The sequence below is a fragment of the Niallia sp. WK069_GA_01 genome, from assembly GCF_983173855.1.
The window spans coordinates 619516-635583 of sequence record NZ_OZ470138.1; the positions used below are offsets into that span (position 1 = coordinate 619516).

Consider the following 16068-nt stretch of genomic DNA (forward strand, 5'->3'; position numbering starts at 1 on the left):
GATATTAATAATGTATAGTTTATTTAACATTTTGTCAACTATACTTTACCAATTGTTAAGTTTTTTATATGTTCGAATTCTAGAGCATGACCGCGAATGCGAAATCGCCTTTCTGAACCAATTCGTGATCGATTTGATCTCACTATCTGCTTGTAAAGAGTGCCGTTTGAACAAAATGAAATGAAAAGTCAAACATCAGTAGAAATAAGAAAGCAAGTTATCTTAGCACGTAAATGGTTCGTGCGAGACGCAGCAGCAATGTCCCTAAGCAAATCGCTGGATGAACCAGTAATCAATTGGAAGAAAATGAGAGAGAGAAAGGTGATTCATTCTGTATGACCTTTCTAGTCACTGTGACCGAGTCTTTATTTGTCACTGTAAATCCAAATGTAAAGGAAAAAGAGACAGCACGTGTTATACTAAGGAAAAAGGGAAAAGGAATAATGAAGGAGGCTGTTATGACCAAGCGATTAGATTTACGTGTCGATTTTGCCTTTAAATCTCTTTTCGGGACGCATGGAAATGAATCTATTTTAGCTGCTTTTTTAAATGCCGCTCTACGTTTACCAGAGGAAAAGAAAATAATAACCGTTCACCTATTAGATCCGCACTTTAATAAAGAAAACCAAGACGATAAACAATCCATCCTAGATGTACATGCCCAATTAGAAGATGGAACACGCATAAATATTGAAATTCAACTAAATAATAAGCATGACATGGAAAAAAGAACCCTTTACTATTGGTCTAAAATGTACAGCAGCCAAATGAAGGAAGGCATGGACTACAGCGAGCTGTGCCAAACGATTACGATTAACATTGTCAACTTCCGTTATTTATCCCACATTCATCATTATCATTCTGTTTTCCAATTATATGAACGAGAAGAAAAATTATTGTTAACCGACATGCTAGAAATTCATTTTATGGAACTTCCTAAACTTCTTATCAAATGGCGGAAAAAAGAAGTCGACCCAAGGGAAGATCAATTAGTGCGATGGTTATTGTTACTCGAAGCATCTGAAGACGAAGAAATTACGCAAGTACTGGAGGAGATTGCGATGCAAGAAGATCAAGTATTAAAAAAAGCCATACACGAATGGGAACGTGTCAGTCAAGATCCTGATGTATTGCTTGCATACGAAGCAAGAAGGAAAGCTCTATTGGACGAAAAATCCGCATTAAAACGAGCGGAAAGTAGAGGATTACAAGAAGGGTTACTAAAGGGCGAACAAGAAGGGTTACAAAAAGGAAGGCAAGAAGGAAGGCAAGAAGGAAGGCAAGAGGCCATGAAGGAATTGGCACTTGGCATGATTCAAAAAGGGATAGACACTCAAACGATATGTGAACTTACTGGCCTTACAAAAGAGGAAGTTAATACTCTTCACCATCAATAATGAAGTCTCTTTAAATCAAAATAAAATGTTCTCATAATTATACAAAGGTATGAAGAGGTAAATGCATGGCAGTGCGATGGTTATTGTTACTCGAAGCATTTGAATGCACTGGGGGACAGGTGCAATGTCGTGGATTAAATGTCATTACGCTCTATCTAAATGCCCTGATTCTCCTATCTATAAAAAAAAAACCGTCAACCAGCACACTAGGTTAACAGTCATTCATTGTTTCGCGTAATTTATCTCTTTTATTACGGCTGCACAACCTCTTGTGCTTCCATTTCTCTTATTGTCTCTGCGATTTTTACCATCATCGAGCATTCTACTCGTTTTCGGAAAATGTCGCAGCTGAAATCATCTTTTCCGTTTAAAGAGCCAGTTGCATGCAAGGTATTGGCAGGACAGCCGCCGCTGCAGTACATTTTCGCCCAGCAGTCTTGGCATTGTGGTTTGGAATAGCAGTTGCTTTCTTTAAATTGGCTTTGAAGCGGTTCATTTTTAATACCTGCCCAAATATTTCCCATGCTATAATCCTCATCGCCGACAAACTGGTGGCATGGAAATAGCTCTCCCCAAGGTGTCACAGCAAGATATTCTGTACCAGAACCGCAGCCTGATATTCTTTTTTGCACACATGGACCTTCTGATAAATCAAGCATGTAATGGTAGAAGGTAAATGCCTCGTCATTTTCCCCGCGTTTGATCATTTCTTCTGCCAGAATTTCATACTGACGATAAATTTCAGGAAGATCTTCTTCGGTCAGGGCATAAGGTTCTTTTGGATTACAAATAACAGGCTCCATGGAAAGCTTATCAAAGCCAAGGTCGGCTGCATGAAAGATATCATTCGTGAAATCGACGTTATTATGCGTGTACGTTCCACGAATATAATATTCTTTATCGCCACGCTGTTGTACAAAGCGCTGGAATTTCGGCACAATATAATCATAACTTCCTTTATCATTAACCGTTCTGCGAAGATGATCATGGACTTCTTTTCTTCCATCTAAGCTTAATACAACATTATGCATTTCTTTATTTAAAAACGCAGTTACCTCGTCATTAAGCAGCATGCCGTTTGTTGTGAAAGTAAAGCGAAAGTTTTTTTGATAAGCTTCTTCCTGACTTCTAGCGTATGCAACGATTCTTTTTACAACCTTCCATGCCATTAAAGGCTCTCCGCCAAAAAAGTCGATATCCAGGTTTCGATGGGATCCTGAGTTTTCCAGCAGAAAGTCGATCGCTTTTTTGCCAACTTCATAGCTCATAATTGCTCTGTCGCCGTTGTATTTCCCTTGACTGGCAAAACAATAATCACAGGATAAATTACAAGTATGGGCTACATTTAGACAAAGAGCTTTCACATATGTTTTTCGTTTCGTTAAATCAAAAGAGATTTCCTTATATTGATCTTCGGTAAAAAGCTGTCCGGATTGTTTAAGTGCTTCGATATCCTGTATCGTTTCACGGATGCTTTTTTCCGTAATCGCAGGGTCGTGTTTATATTTTTCTAGCATTGTATGAATCAAGCTATTTTCAGTAGTATCTTCATAGAGTGCAATCATGTCATAAGCAAGGTCATCGACAACATGCACGGATCCACTGTACGTATCAAGGACAATATTGTAGTCGTTTAGTTTATATTGATGAATCATTCTAGCATAACTCCTCTTGATATATAATAAAGGCTGTTTTCGTATAGATGGTTGTTTATAAAATTGGCGATCTCACTGAGTCCGCAGCCGGAATACACTTCGCTTTCCTGCGTGCTACGTCTGAGCCGCTTCGTAGTACTGATAATAGTAGGGTTGACGGAGGCTTACTGCTCGCTTTCCATGGGACGAGCGGGGAGCCTCCTCGTTTCACTGCGGGGTCGCACCTGTCTCGCAATTCCCATAGGAGTCGAGCAGACGCCTCTCCAAACCAATAATTTATAAGATATTACGATTTTATAGAATCTTAATTTGATGACAATGGAATCCCGAAAGTGTAACGATAGATTCAAGTAAACCCCCGCGGAAAGCGGACATCTTGAAGTCGAAAGTAATTAACTCGTTTCATAACAACAAAATGTACGAAAACAACTTAGTCTTAACTTCAAAATAAGGGATAGAAGGAGAAAACGAGTAACCTTAAAATTGATTAATGATTACTCGTCTCTTCGTCTTCTTATCTGTTCATTGCGTTTTCACATTTTTGATTGGCAACTCCACATGATGTTTTGCAAGCTGATTGGCAGGAAGTTTGACATTCGCCGCAGCCACCGTGTTTTACTGTATCCATTAGTGTACGAGTGCTTAGAGTAATGATTCTTTTCATTATTCGTGCCTTCTTTCTAATATAATTATGTTGCAAACGTTGAGAAAGTGAATGTTTTCACAAACTTTCCCGTGCTCATTTTATCAATAGGTTGCTTTTACGTCAATTCGTCTTTTTTTTCTTTTATGTGTAGAGCTAATAAAGTATCGAAAAGTAGAAGAGTTGCTTCATAAGAAGGAAGGACTGGGGATTATTGAACATGGAGGAAAAATAAAAAGGAAGCAAAGGGATTTTCCCTTGCTTCCTATAGAGACCGGTTCCTATCAAATTTCAAACTTTGCCATAATCGCTCTTAATTCTTGTGCCATTTCGTTTAATTGATTAATGGTCGCAGCGACTTTATCCATGGAGTGCAGCTGCTGTTCTGTTGAGGATTGCATTTGGTTGGTGCTGACTACATTTTGCTCTGCTATACCTGCAAGCTCTTGAACAGAAGCGGATACTTCTTCTGCGTTGGCAGATATTTCTTCAGAGGAAGCAGATACTTCTTGCAATTGAGAGGTTATATTCTGAATCGATTCCAGAATGTTATGGAATGCTTCCCCTGCATTTTGAACAGCCGTTAAGCCATTGGAAATTTCCGTTCTGCTCTCATTATTCGATGAAATAATATTCGTCATATCCAGTAGGATTGCCGAAATCAACTCGATAATATGCTGAGAAGAATCTTTAGATTGTTCTGCCAGCTTTCTTACTTCTTCTGCCACTACGGTAAAACCTTTTCCATTTTCCCCTGCTCTTGCAGCTTCAATTGCCGCATTTAATGCAAGCAGATTTGTTTGGTCGGCGATGTCTGTGATTGCTCCAGTTAATTGACCGATTTTATTTGTTCTTTTCTCAAGAGAATCAATAATAGAAGATGTTTGGCTTGAAACAGAATCAATTTTTTTCATTTGCATAATGGTCTGCTGAATCATTTCGTTTCCTTTGGAAGCATACTTATTCACACCGACCGTGTATTCAGAAACGGAAGCAGAAGAGTTGGCAATCGCTGTCACATTCCCTGTCACATATTCCATTGAATTAGCTGTTTCCGTGGCGCCCTCTAGCTGTGCACCAGAACCTTTAGCAACATGAGAAACAGCTTCCTGAACATCCCCTGCTTCTTTTGTTAACACTTCCTTATTATGAAAAAGCTCCTTAGAGGTCACACTCAGATTTTCTTCTGCAGCGGTAATTTTTGATATCATATCCCGTAAATTCGTTGTCACACTATTCGTAGCGGAAGCAAGCTGGTGAAATTCATCTTTTCGGTTAAAAGAAAGAGCGGTTCCAGTTAAATTATTGCTCGCAATTTCTGCTAGCCTTTTTACAACGGCTCCTATTGGATTAATAATGCTGCGAGAAAGTAAAACAGAGATCACAACAGCACATACAATTCCAATACTCGCTATAACTAAAAAGAGATTCATCTGGGTTTGACTAGAAGAAAGCATACTGTTGCCTTCGGTTAGCATTTTTTCATGAAAATCATCATTAATGCTAAGGAGGGAGTTGAGAGCCTCTTTCGATATTGGTGCCAATTCTTCCATCTGTGTAATGGCCGCCTCCGCTCCTTCTTGTTCATAGGTAGGAAAAATCTGCTCTGTTAAGGATTGCTCCCATTCAGTCATCCGTTCTATAGCACGCTGACAATCTTCTCGATCTCCGACTAATGAAGTAAGCTGTCTCTCTAGTTCATCTGATTCTTTTGTTTTTTGGAGAAAATCATCTTTATAGCTGCTTTTCTCAAATAAAAGATAACCTCTAGCCGCGGTAATTCGTTGTCTTAAATTATCAATTAACTGGCTAGAAACACTAACCCTTTCATAATTCTGATAAAGAAGACTTTCCAGTTTTTCATCCGCTTTCTTATTTCCCACATATCCAATAGATGAAATCCCAACCATTAATAATAAAATAATCGAGAAACTAATAATAATTTTTTGTTTGATACTTTTCATTTACTTATCCCCCAATAGACCTAATTCATTTGACTACTTTACATGGAAAAAATATGTATGTAAAGAGAAAAATATACAATCTTTAAAATGAAAATAGGTAACTAAAACAAAGGAAATAAATGGTTTAAATTCTATTTTTGTTTATTGGATTTAGTTGATATACTCGAATAATGATTCAGTAGAATTTGTATGGAAATTGGTGTAGAAAAGTGTTGCTAGAATGAAATGAAATGGTTGTATTCAATTGGGATTTTGGAGCGTATTTTTAAGAAGATAGAGGGGGATACATAATAATGTAAAGGAATTATTCCTATATGTTTAAAACTTTAAATGAATAAATTTGCGTGGTACCCGAGGAGTTAGCTTTTTTGGTAATATAGCCCGAAAATTTTCCCATGTGTTTGTCCGTTTGAAAGGAGATACATTGTTTCTAAAATCCTTTCCATAATAGCATGAAAGTTTATAGACAATATATATGGTTATTTTGTAAATAGGGAGATTTAAGAAGAGAGAATTTGAAAGAAATCACCTGTCCTTATTGCCGAAAGAGGTAGGAACAGGTGGATTTTCCCTGGCAACTCACAAAGTTTCTCCTAGCCTTTGAGAAGAAACCGGTTCCTATTACACGTCAAACTTCTCCATGATTCCTCGCAGCTCTTGTGCCATTTCATTTAATTGATCAATCGTTTCTGTAACATTTTCCATGTAACGAAGCTGCTGGTGGGTGGAGGATTGCATTTGATTGCTGCTTTTGGCATTTTGTTCGGCGATATCTGCAAGCTCTTGTACAGATGCCGTGACTTCTTCCGTGTTTGTCGATATTTCCTCTGACGAAGCAGATACTTCCTGTAATTGAGAGGTAATATGTCGAATCGATTCCAAGATATTTTGGAAAGCGGACCCTGCATACTGAACCGCTGCTAAGCCTTCTTCTATTTCTTTTTTGCTTTCATTATTAGATTCAATAATATTAACTGTGTCTGTCTGAATATCAGAAATTAATGTGACAATATGTTTGGAAAAATTCTTTGCCTGCTCTGCTAATTTTCGTACCTCATCGGCAACAACTGTAAATCCTTTTCCATTTTCGCCTGCTCTTGCTGCTTCTACTGCAGCGTTTAATGCAAGTAAACTCGTCTGATCGGCAATTTCAGTGATGCTGTCCGTTAATTGACCAATTTTATTTGTTCTTGTCTCCAGCAAATCGATAATAGAAGTAGTCTGATTGGATGCAGAATCAATTCTCTCCATTTGCGCTAACGTCCGCTGAATAACGCCCTCTCCTTCAGAAGCATGTGAATTAACACCAATCGTATATTTAGAAACAGAGGCAGTGGAATTTGCAATGGTGGTGATACTGTTTGAGACAAAATCCATCGAATTGGCTGTCTCTGTTGCTCCTTCCAATTGGGTGTGTGAACCCTTCGTAACAGAGGTAACGATACCTAACAAATCATTCGCTTTATTTGTTATCGTCTCTCTGTTTTCTACTAATTCTTTCGAAGTGGCAATAAGGTGCTTCTCTGTATTCGTAATCTTTGTGACCATATCCCGTAAGTTATTCGTTACACTATTTGTAGCATTAGCAAGCTGTTGAAATTCATCTTTTCGGTTAAAAGAAAGAGGATCTCCTGTTAAGTTATTATGTGCAATTTCTGTTAGTCGTTTTACTACATCACGAATTGGTTTAATAATGTTAAGAGACAATAAAATAGAAAGGATAATCGCCAAAACAGCTGCGATACACGCAAGCAATAGATACAGATTTAATTGTGTTTGACTTGCATCTATCATATCCTTGCCATCATTTTTCATCTTGTGATCAAAATCGTTTTTGATTCCGTTCCATGAGTTGATCGCATCTGCAGACACTGGTTGACAGATTTCCCTCATTAAAGCAATTGCTGGAACCATTCCCTCCTGCTCATAGAGAGGAAATACCTTATCAAGTACTAGCTTCACCCATTGATTGGTCCGTTCTAAAGCATGCTGAAATGCCTCTGTCTCTCCCATAACAGAAGCTAGTCGCTGCTCTAATTCAACTGCTTTTTCATTTTCCTTCATAAAATTTTCTTTATAAATAGAATCATGATATAAAATATAGTCTCTAGCCAAAATAATTCGCTGCTTAAAACTCTCGTTTATATCATTTGTAAGAGAAGCCTGCTCGTAATTTTCGGAAAGCATCTTCTGTAAACTTTTTTCCGCCTTTTTATTCCCAATAAACCCGACACTCGAAATACCAATAATTAATAATAAAATAATAGAAAAACATACAATGATTTTTTGCTTGATACTTTTCATTAACATATCCCCCAATAGACCTAATTCATTTGATACTCTACATGGAAAAATTATGTATGTAAAGGGAGTGGAGCCAAATTTTTGAAATGAAAACGGTAACTAGTGAAAGGGAGGGAAGAAGGAGCTGAAAAATGTATGGATGATAAAAAAATTAGTTGGTAAAAAGTATAAAAGGGTAGGTACTTGCTATTCATTAAACATATGGATGAGGGGTATAGTATGGAAGATTGAGGTTGGATGGGGTTGTGAAATAAAGAGTAACAAGCGGAATGAAGAATCTAGAATATGTATGTTGGAGAAGCATTTATTGGGAAGAAGAGAAACCTCCCTGGGGTTCCGAAGCGGAACCGGTTGTTATTAAATGGAAAAGTCAGCACATAATGCTGTCTTTTACTCTTGAAAAGGGTCAGAAACAATAAATGAATACATTGGTTTTAAAAAAATAAGAGATGGAAAGGATGATAGCTATTCAGGGATATTGGTTTGTGCCGTTCTAGGTGATTGGTGAAGAAAGTCTCTAATTACATCAATAGGAATGCCAATCGTTTGTGCCTCTTGAATCAACTCGACCCATTCTTTGTCTAAATCCTTTTTATTAACGAAAGGATGTAACATTTTCCTAAACCTCCCTAAAATACCCTAATATTACAGGCAGCACAGCCATCATAGTTTTAAAACCTTAGATCTGTTGCTTTGCGTCCAACTCTTTCGAGAAGTTTGCCTTTAACTGTATTCATATTTAATATACTTTAATTTTCTGAAATATCAAATAGTAAGCGTCTATCGTTTTCCGATAAATTCAATAAGAAAAGTTAAAAAAATAAAATCGTCAATGAACGCATCATTAATGTTAATAGGATAATGTTTCTTTCGTTATTAACTTCATTTTTTTCTATGGTGATTACTTTATAAAGGATTTTGTTTTTGTTAGATTATCTCTTTTGAATAATAATAAATAACTTCCATTTGGTGCTATTTATAGTAAGTTTAAAAGAAAAGCATTTCTGATATGCCCTCATAGAAGGGGAAGAAAATCTAATTGAGTCCAGTTTTTCTTAAAAGATTGTTATTTTTCCTCCCCAATAAATTCACTATCCACTACTTCTACTTGCGTGCTCACTTTTTTATGATAAAATTTTGAAGATTTTACGGTAACTGTTCCTCCAATTGGCAAGTCTGTATTATAGATAGCAAGATTGCTATAGCCCATGTCTGACTCATAAAAGATTGAGTTCAAAACGGTTACTTTAGCATTTGATAAAACGGCTATATCAGCTTCGGGGTCTCCTGGATAATCATGGACACCGCTGTTTTTAAAACTGGAGTTAATAATAGTAGCTTCAGCAAAATCCTCAACATGGACGCTTTGGCCAGCTATTTTATTAAAGGAGCAATTTTTTATCGTGATGTTCTTCGCCTTAATGGCAATGCCAACTGCAAATCCCGCATTTGGGGACTTACTGATATTATTTTCGAAAACCGAGTTCTCAATAAGCCAATTTTCACTTGGAGCATTAATTTCAATATCATCCGATGTATTATTTTTAAAACGGCAATTAATAATTTTTACATTGTAGCTTGGATTTAGATTGGATAATATCCCATATCCCGAGCCTTCAAATAAACTATTAATGATAGATAAATTATGAACAGTTATTGAATTTTGAATTCCTTGAGTAGTGTTTGTGAATTTACAATCGAGTATGGTTATATTGTCACCAGCTGGTAACACTCCAAGGTTACTTTTGAAGCCAATGTCTTGTAATGTTTGGTCGCCTGCCAGAGATAATATACTTTCTTGTTTCTTATCGGTTCTGTTAAAAGTAGTATTTGTTTTTCCTTCGCCTAATAAGGAGATATTTTTAGGTACAGATATAGTGGATGTGACGAAGTAAGTTCCTTTTTTAAAAAAGACGGTACCTCCTCCTGCTTTGCTAGCAGTATTAAACGCTTTTTTTATTGCCTCACTATCGTCTGTTTTTCCGTCTCCTTTGGCTCCAAAGTCTTGAACTTTAAATACTGCTCCGTGAACATGATTTTCCTGTTTAAGATCTGTTGCTGCTGTTTCCTCTTTACTATTAATATTCCAAATCCAAAGACCGATTGCAATAACAACAAGAAATGAAATGATAACTAGGAAATCTTTTTTTCGAATGAAAATAACCTCCTTTATTATTGCTATTTAATAGTAACTAGCATTTACAGTATTTAATTTAATCAAAAATGGAGGCTGTTTTCGTAGGAAGTGTTATTGGAAATATAAGCAAATTAGGTTTTTTATTAGTATAATATGTTCTTTATAAAGAATCAATAAAAAGAATTATCCTGTTATCTTGTTCTTTATTTAGAAATAAATATGAAAGCGATACCAATAAAATAGTAAATAAAATTTAATTTTAATTAGAGTATAAAAATCTCCTGTTAGAAAAAAAGAGAAATAAAAGAAATCAATATTCTATAAAGTTGATAATAAAGGGATAATGAAAAATTTTTCTTCTTTTTTGGAAAAATTTAAAAAAACTATTTCCAAAAGCAAGAAGAAGATGCTATTATAAATGTACGTTATAAAGAACGGATAAGAAAGTTATTAAGAATTTTTTTAAATTCAACTTCCGAAACAAATCAATTGACTATTAGGAGGATAACATGGACGAAACAATTAGTATAAAAGATTTCTTTCAAACAATCAAAAAAAGAGTGCTATTAATTATTAGTATCATGTTGATTTGTGCTTTAGCAACTGGCTTCATATCATATAAGTATCTAACACCGAAATATCAAGCTTCTACTCAACTTCTAATAAATGATTCTACCGGAAAAAAAGCTATAACAACTAAGAAAAAGAAAGACGATCAGGAAGAGGTAAATAATTACACTTCTTCTCAGCTGCAAACCAACCTTCAATTAGTTAACACATACATAGCAATAATGAAGAGTCCAGCAATATTAGAAAAAGTGATAAGTGAATTAAACCTGCAGAAATCAGTAGGAGAATTAAATGGAATGTTCGAAGTGGAAAGTGAAGAAGAATCTCAAGTAATTGATATAACAGTTACAGATAAGAATCAGGAAAATGCTGTAATCATAGCTAATGAAATAGCAAAAGTATTTAAAAAAGAAGTTCTGAAAATTATGAAAATAGATAATGTTGAGATATTGGCAAAAGCTAAATACCTTCCTAACCAAGCACCTATTAATTCACAGCCAATTCAAAATATAATAATATCCTTGCTTGTAGGGATGGTGATAGGAATAGGACTGACACTAATACTTGATTATTTTGACGGTACTGTCCATACGAAGCAGGATATAGAAGCTTCGTTGCAAATCCCTATACTTGGGGTAGTGCCACCAATAAAATCGAGAAAAAAAATCTTTAAAGAAAATAAAATAAAAACAGAATATAGAGGTGAGACGCTTGGTTCATAAAAAAATAAGTGGAAGAAAAATACGGAATTTTCAAAAAAAACTAATCGCTAAGTATGAACCAAAATCTATTGCTTCTGAACACTATCGAAAAATTAGGACAAATATAGAGTATTGGATGAAGGAAAATGGAAGAATTCTTATGATAACATCCGCCATGCCTAATGAAGGAAAAACAACGACCGTGTCTAACCTAGCTGTAGTATTTGCACAAAAGGGTAAAAAAGTTTTGCTAATTGATGCTGACTTAAGAAAACCAGCTGTACATTATACTTTTGATATAAATAATCAAATTGGTTTATCAAGTGTACTTCTTGATCAATGTAATTTGGCAAATGCAATAAAGATGGACAATGAATATACTAATTTATTTATCCTGCCTAGTGGAAAAATTCCACAAAACCCTTCTGAATTGTTAGGATCATCAGAGTTAGCAATTCTTTTAAAAGATGCGTTAGAAAACTTTGATTTAATCTTAATAGATACACCGCCTATACTAGCAGTTGCAGATACACAGATATTGTCTAATCAATGTGATGGAACAATTTTAGTAACAAGAAGTGGAAAAAGTGAAATAGAACAATTAATACATGCAAAGGAACTAGTAGCAGCATCTACTACGAAGTTACTAGGAGTTATTTTAAACAATAATATAGATAAGAAGAGTATAGTGAAGCAAAAAGAGTATTATTATATCTAGTAAAAATAGTACCAATATAAAACGGAATTTATTTTTTTAACTTAATGTTCTTAATAAAGAATATATTGTTATTAATAAAATGTATATAGTTGGTTTTTAGTATTTAAACAATAAACTGTATAAAAATGGGAATGTCGTCTAACCCGTTATCATTTGAGGCACTCGGCCATGCTGTGGGATATAAGAACGCCTTAGACGCTAGTCGTCAATAGCATGATGTGAGGAGGGGTTCAATGCCCTATTAGCATTGTGAAAATATATATCAAGGCATAAGGCAAACCACCCCTAATACAGGTGGGGAAGCTCTGTGGTTTAAAAATTCGTAACAAGGAGGACGAACATTGAAAAAGGTGAAAAAAGCAATCATTCCTGCTGCCGGACTCGGAACAAGATTTTTACCAGCCACAAAAGCAATGCCGAAAGAAATGCTGCCTATAGTAGATAAACCTACCATTCAATACATTGTGGAAGAGGCAATTGCGTCGGGAATCGAAGACATTATTATAGTAACAGGAAAAGGAAAAAGAGCCATTGAAGATCACTTTGATTACGCTCATGAACTAGAACATAATCTACTAGAAAAAGAGAAGTATGATTTATTGGAAAAAGTTAAGTATTCTACTAATTTAGCTGATATTCATTATATTCGTCAGAAAGAGCCCAAAGGATTAGGACACGCAGTTTGGTGTGCAAAAAACTTTATTGGCGATGAACCATTCGCTGTCCTCCTAGGAGACGATATTGTCCAAAGTGATACACCCTGTTTAAAACAGTTAATAGACCAATATGACGAAACACTTTCTTCTGTGATTGGAGTGCAAAAAGTAAAAGAGAATGAAACGGATCGTTATGGAATTGTAGATCCAGAAGCTGCAGAAGGAAGACTTTATCAAGTATCTAATTTAGTAGAAAAACCAAAGCTGGGAACTGCACCCTCCAATTTAGCGATTATGGGACGATATGTTTTAACACCTGAGATTTTTAAGTTTTTAGGAACTCAAGAAAAAGGCGCAGGTGGGGAAATCCAATTGACAGATGCCATTCAACAATTAAATAAAATACAAAGAGTATTTGCTTATGATTTTGAAGGAAATCGGTTTGATGTTGGGGAGAAATTAGGCTTTGTCAAAACGACTGTAGAATTTGCACTACAACATGAAGATTTAAAAGCAGAAATGCTGCGTTATTTACAGGAGTTGCTATCTACAAATCTAGTTGATCATGTGAATAATGGGTAGGTGCTTACATGTCTAATTTAAGTAAAGATGAATATTTATATGTAAATCAAAAAAGTCACATTTTTGTTAATGAAAAAAAAGGTTATTTGTATCAAAAAAGACTGCTGGATATATGCTTCGCCCTTATGGGAATCATTTGCTTAGGACTTATTTTTCTCATTGTCTCTCTTCTTATAAAAATAGAAGATCCAAAAGGAAAAATCTTTTTCAAGCAAACGAGGATTGGAAAAGACGGAAAAGAGTTTAATATGTATAAATTCCGATCCATGGTTTATAACGCCGAAGAACTTTTGAAAGACTTATTAGAAAAAAATGAAATAAGCGGGGCTATGTTCAAAATGAAAGAGGATCCGCGAGTCACAAATGTTGGGAAATTTATTAGGAAAACAAGCATTGATGAGCTTCCTCAATTATGGAATGTTCTAAAAGGGGATATGAGCTTGGTCGGTCCTAGACCACCTTTGCCTCGGGAAGTAAAGGAATATACAGAATACGATAAACAAAGATTACTTGTTACTCCAGGATGTACAGGGTTATGGCAGATTAGCGGAAGAAATAGTATCGGTTTTCAAGAAATGGTCGAATTAGATTTAGAATATATGGTGAATAGAAATATTTCAATGGATATCCAAATAATTGTAAAAACAGTATTTGTTCTATTTGGGTCTAAACATGCATTTTAGAAAGGGGGAAATAGAGCACTGATGGAGAAGGATGCAAAGATTTACGTTGCCGGTCATAAAGGCTTAGTTGGTTCTGCTATTTTCAGAAAATTAGAAAAAGAAGGGTTCGCTAATCTAGTTTTTAAAAATAGTAGTGAATTAGACTTAAGAGATTCATTTCAGGTAAATGATTTTTTTTCACAAGAACAGATTAAGTATGTTTTTCTAGCAGCTGCCAAAGTAGGTGGCATTGTTGCTAACAATGAATATCGTGCAGATTTTATTCGTGACAATATGATGATTCAAACAAATGTTATTGATGCTGCTCACCGATTTGGAGTGGAAAAGCTGCTTTTTCTGGGAAGCACATGCATTTATCCCAAATTAGCAGCACAGCCATTAAAAGAAGAATATTTGTTAACAGGACCATTAGAAGAAACGAATGAACCTTATGCTATTGCAAAAATTGCTGGAATCAAAATGTGTGAATCGTATAACAGACAATATGGTACTAGGTTTATTTCAGCTATGCCAACAAATATGTATGGAGAAAATGATAATTTTGATCTCCAAACGTCTCATGTATTGCCAGCGCTTATAAGAAAATTTCATGAAGCGAAAGAATCAAACGCTGAATATGTGGAAGTTTGGGGTACAGGAACTCCTAAACGAGAATTTCTTTATTCCGATGATTTAGCCGAAGCGTGTATTTTCTTAATGGATCATTATGAAGGAAATGAAATTGTCAATGTTGGAGTAGGAGAGGACCTTCCGATTAAAGAACTTGCAAAACTAATAAGTCAGGTAGTTGGTTTTACAGGAGAAATTAAGTTTGATACGTCAAAGCCAGATGGAACGCCAAGAAAATTGGTTGATGTGACAAAAATCAATGCCTTAGGATGGAAAGCAAAAACGCCTTTGGAAGAAGGACTGCAAAAAGCATACGATTGGTTTCTACATAATAAATTGACAAAAATAAACTAAATTACGAGGAGGAATAAAATGAAAAGAGCATTAATAACTGGGGTAACAGGTCAAGATGGATCTTATTTAGCGGAGTTTCTTTTAGAAAAAGGGTATAAAGTTTTTGCACTGCGAAGAAGAACAAGTACACAAAATTATGAGAATGCAGAGAATATTAAAGATCAATTAGAATGGATCGACGGAGATCTAAATGATATTGTTTCTTTAATAGGAGCAGTACAAATTGCACAACCAGATGAAGTATATAATTTAGCAGCGCAGTCTTTTGTTGCTACTTCATGGGCACAGCCAGTTGCAACTGGCAATATGACGGCAATTGGCGTAACAAATATGTTGGAAGCAGTTCGAATTGTGAAGCCAGATGCCCGTTTTTACCAAGCATCCAGTTCTGAAATGTTTGGTAAAGTGCAAGAAACTCCGCAGAAAGAAACAACTCCATTCTATCCAAGAAGTCCTTATGGTGTAGCAAAAGTATATGGACATTGGATTACGGTAAATTACCGTGAAAGTTTTAATATGTTTGCATGTTCTGGAATTTTATTTAACCATGAGTCACCTCGCCGTGGCATTGAGTTTGTTACACGTAAAGTGACAGATGCAGTTGCCAAAATTAAGTTAGGGTTAGCAACAGAATTGCGGATGGGCAATCTAGATGCAAAACGGGATTGGGGATTTGCAGGGGATTATATTAAAGCGATGTGGCTAATGCTTCAGCAAGATCAGCCCGATGATTATGTTATCTCTACTGGAGAAATGCATACTGTCGAAGAACTAGTTGAAACAGCATTTTTATATGTTGGTCTAAATTGGAAGGACTATGTGGTGATTGATGAAAGGTTCGTGCGACCAGCAGAAGTAGATTTACTCTTAGGAGATTGCTCTAAAGCGAAGAAAAAGCTGGGCTGGGAATTAGAAGTAAGCTTTACCGACTTGGTTCATATGATGGTAGACGCAGACTTAGAGAAGCATGCTAAAAATAAATTAGTAGAAATTTAAATAAAGAGGGGCTTGGTTTAGAAGATTTGGATAAACCAAGCCTTTTTATATGCAAAACCAGATCAATCCAGTACTAAATACTATTTAGGAGAGATTAAT

At 35.6% G+C, this 16068-nt stretch carries 14 protein-coding genes and 1 riboswitch; of the genes, 8 read left to right on the top strand and 6 right to left on the bottom strand.

Translation table 11 applies throughout. From position 1 onward, the window contains the following. Positions 1-180: 180 nt before the first annotated feature. Both AC5LWL_RS03040 and AC5LWL_RS03045 read left to right on the top strand, forming a co-directional pair. Positions 181-339 (top strand): hypothetical protein, encoded by a 159-nt coding sequence (locus AC5LWL_RS03040; RefSeq protein WP_493432947.1) that lies wholly within the window; start codon positions 181-183, stop codon positions 337-339. Positions 340-458: 119 nt separating this feature from the next. Next, complete coding sequence (locus AC5LWL_RS03045; protein WP_493432948.1) at positions 459-1397, top strand: Rpn family recombination-promoting nuclease/putative transposase; 939 nt, start codon at positions 459-461, stop codon at positions 1395-1397. Between the two features lie 251 nt (positions 1398-1648). Here AC5LWL_RS03045 and scfB read toward each other — a convergent pair whose 3' ends face one another. The 6 genes from scfB to AC5LWL_RS03075 form a co-directional block, all read right to left on the bottom strand. Beyond that, positions 1649-3052, bottom strand: a complete 1404-nt coding sequence (gene scfB / locus AC5LWL_RS03050; protein ID WP_493432949.1) for a thioether cross-link-forming SCIFF peptide maturase — start codon at positions 3050-3052, stop codon at positions 1649-1651. 514 nt (positions 3053-3566) lie between these two features. Then, complete coding sequence (scfA, locus tag AC5LWL_RS03055) at positions 3567-3716, bottom strand: six-cysteine ranthipeptide SCIFF (RefSeq protein WP_493432950.1); 150 nt, start codon at positions 3714-3716, stop codon at positions 3567-3569. Between the two features lie 263 nt (positions 3717-3979). Next, a complete protein-coding gene (locus AC5LWL_RS03060) occupies positions 3980-5659 on the bottom strand; it encodes a methyl-accepting chemotaxis protein (protein WP_493432951.1) in 1680 nt (559 codons plus the stop codon). Between the two features lie 621 nt (positions 5660-6280). Continuing rightward, on the bottom strand, positions 6281-7963 hold the full coding sequence (locus AC5LWL_RS03065; RefSeq protein WP_493432952.1) for a methyl-accepting chemotaxis protein: 1683 nt from the start codon (positions 7961-7963) through the stop codon (positions 6281-6283). A gap of 465 nt (positions 7964-8428) precedes the next feature. Next, a complete protein-coding gene (locus AC5LWL_RS03070) occupies positions 8429-8578 on the bottom strand; it encodes an anti-repressor SinI family protein (RefSeq protein WP_493432953.1) in 150 nt (49 codons plus the stop codon). A gap of 32 nt (positions 8579-8610) precedes the next feature. Continuing rightward, a riboswitch (cyclic di-GMP riboswitch) is annotated at positions 8611-8695 on the bottom strand. Between the two features lie 334 nt (positions 8696-9029). Beyond that, a complete protein-coding gene (locus AC5LWL_RS03075; RefSeq protein ID WP_493436524.1) occupies positions 9030-10145 on the bottom strand; it encodes a glycosyl hydrolase family 28-related protein in 1116 nt (371 codons plus the stop codon). Between the two features lie 464 nt (positions 10146-10609). On the opposite strand from AC5LWL_RS03075, the gene AC5LWL_RS03080 reads away from it, so the two are divergent. From AC5LWL_RS03080 to gmd, 6 genes are all read left to right on the top strand, one after another. Then, positions 10610-11392 carry a YveK family protein gene (locus AC5LWL_RS03080; RefSeq protein ID WP_493432954.1) on the top strand — a complete coding sequence of 261 codons (783 nt, stop codon included), beginning with the start codon at positions 10610-10612 and terminating at the stop codon, positions 11390-11392. Further along, positions 11382-12089 (top strand): CpsD/CapB family tyrosine-protein kinase, encoded by a 708-nt coding sequence (locus AC5LWL_RS03085; RefSeq protein WP_493432955.1) that lies wholly within the window; start codon positions 11382-11384, stop codon positions 12087-12089. The genes AC5LWL_RS03080 and AC5LWL_RS03085 overlap by 11 nt, the downstream gene beginning before the upstream one ends. A gap of 341 nt (positions 12090-12430) precedes the next feature. Then, the gene (galU, locus tag AC5LWL_RS03090; protein ID WP_493432956.1) at positions 12431-13327 is read left to right on the top strand and encodes a UTP--glucose-1-phosphate uridylyltransferase GalU; all 897 of its coding nucleotides are present in this window, start codon (positions 12431-12433) and stop codon (positions 13325-13327) included. A gap of 8 nt (positions 13328-13335) precedes the next feature. Then, on the top strand, positions 13336-14010 hold the full coding sequence (locus AC5LWL_RS03095; protein WP_493432957.1) for a sugar transferase: 675 nt from the start codon (positions 13336-13338) through the stop codon (positions 14008-14010). A 21-nt stretch (positions 14011-14031) separates the two neighbouring features. Then, complete coding sequence (fcl, locus tag AC5LWL_RS03100) at positions 14032-14973, top strand: GDP-L-fucose synthase (protein WP_493432958.1); 942 nt, start codon at positions 14032-14034, stop codon at positions 14971-14973. A gap of 18 nt (positions 14974-14991) precedes the next feature. Then, the gene (gene gmd / locus AC5LWL_RS03105) at positions 14992-15969 is read left to right on the top strand and encodes a GDP-mannose 4,6-dehydratase (protein ID WP_493432959.1); all 978 of its coding nucleotides are present in this window, start codon (positions 14992-14994) and stop codon (positions 15967-15969) included. Positions 15970-16068 lie beyond the last annotated feature (99 nt).